The 3651-nt window shown below is 74.0% G+C and carries 3 protein-coding genes; all 3 read left to right on the forward strand.

All coding sequences use genetic code 11. The features are described 5' to 3' along the window. Positions 1 to 214: 214 nt before the first annotated feature. The gene (locus ACFWZ5_RS45555) at positions 215 to 1696 is read left to right on the forward strand and encodes a protein kinase (protein WP_384801710.1); all 1482 of its coding nucleotides are present in this window, start codon (positions 215 to 217) and stop codon (positions 1694 to 1696) included. Positions 1697 to 1877: 181 nt separating this feature from the next. Further along, positions 1878 to 2543: a SurA N-terminal domain-containing protein gene (locus ACFWZ5_RS45560; RefSeq protein WP_384801703.1), complete on the forward strand. Its 666-nt coding sequence runs from the start codon at positions 1878 to 1880 to the stop codon at positions 2541 to 2543. Positions 2544 to 2625: 82 nt separating this feature from the next. Further along, positions 2626 to 3603, forward strand: coding sequence for a nucleoside triphosphate pyrophosphohydrolase (locus ACFWZ5_RS45565; RefSeq protein WP_384801707.1), 978 nt, complete (start codon positions 2626 to 2628; stop codon positions 3601 to 3603). Positions 3604 to 3651: the final 48 nt, after the last annotated feature.

Genomic DNA, 3651 nt, shown 5'->3' on the forward strand with positions numbered 1-3651 from the left:
ACGGCTACCCGGCGCAGCCCGCACCGGCCCCCGCGCCCGCCCCCGCGCCGACCCCGCCCCCGACGCCCGCCCCGCCCACCCGCCCGGCGCCCGCCCGCATCGACCAGGTCCGGGCCGAGCTCGACGAGCTGAGTGACTACCTGCGCAAGCAGGAAGGCGGCAGCTGACCGTGACACGGGGGACCGACCGGCGCGTCGTCGCGGACCGCTACGAACTGTCCACGCTCATCGGCCAGGGCGGCATGGGCCAGGTCTGGACGGCGTACGACCAGCGCCTCGACCGCCGCGTCGCGGTCAAGCTGCTGCGCCCGGACAAGGTCGCGGGCGCCGAGGCCGACGAGCTGCGCCGCCGCTTCATCCGCGAGTGCCGCGTCACCGCCCAGGTCGACCACCCGGGCCTGGTCACCGTGCACGACGCGGGCAGCGACGGCGACGACCTGTACCTGGTCATGCAGTACGTCGACGGCGCCGACCTCGGCGACCACCTCGCCGAGAACGACCCCTACCCGTGGCAGTGGACCGTCGCCGTCGCCGCCCAGCTGTGCGCCGTGCTCTCCGCGGTGCACGCTGTGCCGATCGTGCACCGCGACCTCAAGCCGCGGAACGTCATGGTCCGTCAGGACGGCACGCTCACCATCCTCGACCTCGGCATCGCCTCGGTCATGGACACCGACACCACACGGCTCACGCACACCGGATCGCCGATCGGCAGCCCCTCGTACATGGCGCCCGAGCAGGCCATGGGCGGCGCCGTCGGCCCGTACACCGACCTGTACGCGCTCGGCGTCCTGATGCACGAACTCCTCAGCGGGGACGTGCCGTTCTCCGGCTCCACCGCACTCGGCGTCCTGCACCGCCACCTGTACGAGCCGCCGCTCCCGGTCCGCCGCCTGCGCCCCGAGGTCCCCGAGGCCCTCGAAGCGCTCGTCCTGCGCCTGCTCGCCAAGGACCCCCAGCACCGGCCCGCCAGCGCCCAGGACGTGTACGAGGAACTGGTGCCGCTCCTGCCGGGGCGCTCCGTGCCGACCGGCCGCCCCCTCGACCCGACCCGGCCCTTCCTGCGCCCGCACGCCCCCTGGCCCGACCGCGCCGCGACCCCCGCGCCCCAGCCCCAGGCCGCCGGACCCGACCGGGGACAGGACGTCGCCGCCGCCGTCGACGAGGTCAAGCGGCTCCTCGGCGAGGGCCGCATCACGCAGGCCGTGGACATCCTCGGCGCGATCCTGCCGGCCGCCGCCGCCCGGCACGGCGAGCACTCCCCGGTCGTGCGCACCCTGCGCAAGCAGTACGCGGCGACGCTCATGGACGACGGCCAGTACCGCCGCGCCCTGCCCGAGCTGCGCCGCCTCGCCGACGAGCGCGCCGCCGAGTCCGGCCAGGCCGACCCGCAGTCCCTGCAGTTCCGCTACGAGGCCGCACAGTGCCTGGAGCAGCTCGGCGAGCCCGCCGCGGCCCTCGCCGAGTACCGCACGCTGCTCCCTTATTACGAGAACCAGTACGCGTCGTACGACATCCGCCAGGCCCTGGAGATCCGCCGCCGCATCGGCCATCTCCTGCTGGCCCTCGGCGACCGCCCGGCCGCCCACGACGTGCTCGCCCGCCTCGTCCTCGACGCCGAGCGCGTCCACGGCATCGGCCACCCGTTCCCGGCGGAGATCCGGCGGACGCTCCAGTGGCTCGGACAGGTGTACGGGTAGCCGGAGCCCGGTGACCCCGGTGACCCCGATGGGCGGATAAGGCGGATTCCGGGGCCCTTGGGTGCCCCAACTCCCCGCGAATCGTTGGTCGAAAAGGTGGCCGATACGACCACCGCTGCCTACCATCGATCACCGCAAGACTTTGTGCAGCGAAGCACAATCTCTCCACCGGGAGGCCAACTTGCACCGCCGCCGTCGCACCGCGCTCGTCCTCTCCGCCGCCGCGATCGCCGCGGCCCCGCTCCTCACCGCCTGCGGCAACGACGCGCATCCCGGCGCCGCGGCCGTCGTCGGCGACGACCGCATCACGGTCGCGCAGCTGGAGAGCCGGGTGAAGGAGGTGCGCTCCGCGCAGCGGGCCGCGCTCCCCGACGACCGGCAGTACGAGCAGGTCATCGCCAAGACCGGCCGCCTCAGCCGCGACACGCTGCACACCATGGTGCTCGACCGGGTCCTGCACCGGGCGGCCCAGGACGCCGGGGTGGGCGTCACGCGCAAGGAGATCCAGACCATGCGCGGCGCCATGGAGCAGCAGGCGGGCGGCCGCAAGGCGCTGGAGGCGAGCTACCTCCAGCAGTTCAACGTCGCCCCCGAGCACCTCGACGCCAGCATCCGCACGGAGATCGAGGCCCAGAAGCTCGCCAGGAAACTCGGCGCCGACATGAACACCCCGCAGGGCAAGGAGGCGTTCTGGGGCGCCCTGTCGAAGACGTCCCAGAAGCTCGACATCGACCTGAACCCCCGCTACGGCGCGTGGGACGTGAAGCAGAGCAGGCGCACGGACGCGAAGACGCCGTGGGTGCGGGACGCCCCGCAGCGCGACGGGGCGGCGAAGACCCAGGTGTGAGGCCCCGGGCGGGAAGCCCCGGGGGTGGCGGGCGCAGCGCTCCGGCGGGGGCGCTGTCAGTGGGGTGGGTTACGTTCGACGGGTGAAAGAGACCCCGGTGACCCCCGACGCCGTCGGCCGCGTCATCCTGCTCACCACCAGCCACCGCGTCGCCCCCGGCCTGCTCTCCTGGGCCGCCTGGGAGGCGCTGCGCGGTGCCGACGAGGTCGTGTGCGCCGACGCCACGCATCCGCAGCTGCCGTATCTGCGCGAGGCGGGCATCGACGTCAAGCAGGCGTCGCCGACCGCCGAGGAGCTGGTCCGCGCCTGCGAGGGTGGCCGCACGGTCCTGGTCGTCGCGACGGCCGAGGGCGACCGCCCGCTCACCGACGGCCTGGCCAGGCTCGCGGGCTCCGGCCGCTTCGCGATGCCGGACCTGGAGCTGCTCCCCGGTTCGTACGACCTGCCGGGCGCCCGCCTGCTCGACCTCGTCCAGGTGATGGACCGCATCCGCGCCGAGTGCCCCTGGTCGTCCCGGCAGACCCACAAGGGCCTCGCGAAGTACGCCATCGAGGAGGCGTACGAGCTGGTGGAGGCCATCGAGGACGGGGACAGGGACGAGCTCCGCGAAGAGCTGGGCGACGTCCTGCTCCAGGTCGTCTTCCACGCGCGCGTCGCGGAGGAGGACGAGGAGGCGCCGTTCTCCGTGGACGACGTGGCGGGCGGGATCGTCGACAAGCTGATCCACCGCCACCCGCATGTCTTCGGCGACGACACGGCGGCCACGCCGGAAGAGGTCAAGGAGCACTGGCGCCGCACGAAGGCGGTCGAGAAGCGGCGTGACTCGGTCACGGAGGGGATCCCCCTCGGCCAGCCCGGTCTTGCCCTCGCCGCGAAGCTCGCGTCCCGCGTCCGGACGGCGGGGCTCGCTGTCCCGCTGCCGGCGGGGGACGGCATCGGATACGAGCTCCTGGCCATGGCCGTCCAGGCGGAGGCCGAGGGGGTGGACCCGGAGGCGGCGTTGCGGGCGGCGGCCCGCGCATACCGGGACGCGGTACGGGCGGCGGAGGGGCAGCCCTAACGGGGGGTTCCCCAATCCCGCCCCTTCCCGAACTGGGGCTCCGCCCCA

This window comes from Streptomyces sp. NPDC059003, from assembly GCF_042740445.1.
GTDB lineage: Bacteria > Actinomycetota > Actinomycetes > Streptomycetales > Streptomycetaceae > Streptomyces.